General features: G+C 65.7%; 1 pseudogene. It reads left to right on the top strand.

Going from position 1 to position 478, the window contains the following annotated elements:
• Positions 1 to 224: 224 nt before the first annotated feature.
• Positions 225 to 478, top strand: a pseudogene (locus ACNFOC_RS55240) (metal-dependent hydrolase); the annotation flags it as partial.

Here is a 478-nt window from a genome sequence, read left to right on the forward strand (position 1 = left end):
GGGACTGCGGACGCCGATATTGGCGTGATTCCTGATGTGGGAGTGTCGGAACGGGTCTCGTGGGCCGGGTGTTCTCGGGCATTCGTCGATTTCTGGCCTCGGCGCGAGGGGGAGTGGGGCCTGGGAAGGGTGGCGCGTACGTCCGGCTTCGGCGGGCGCCTGCATCGTTGACTAAAACGAACGATGCGTTCAGTATCTCTCGCATGGTTCGGTATAGTGAACGCATGGTTCATTCGATCGCCGCTTCTCGGGTAGGCGCACAGACCAGCGCCTACCTCGACGACACCTACCTGGAACAGGTCGACACGCGTGTGATCGCGGTCGGCGAGACGGACGGAGCGCCCTGGGCGGCCGTAGAGCACTGTCTGTTTCATCCGCAGGGCGGGGGACAGCCCGCCGATCGGGGGTGGCTGGAGGAGGTGGAGGTCGTTCCGGTCCGGGAGCGGGAGTCGGGGCTCGCTTGGGCTACGGCAGCTGG

Origin of the sequence: Streptomyces colwelliae (assembly GCF_048158785.1) — a bacterium.
Lineage (GTDB): Bacteria > Actinomycetota > Actinomycetes > Streptomycetales > Streptomycetaceae > Streptomyces.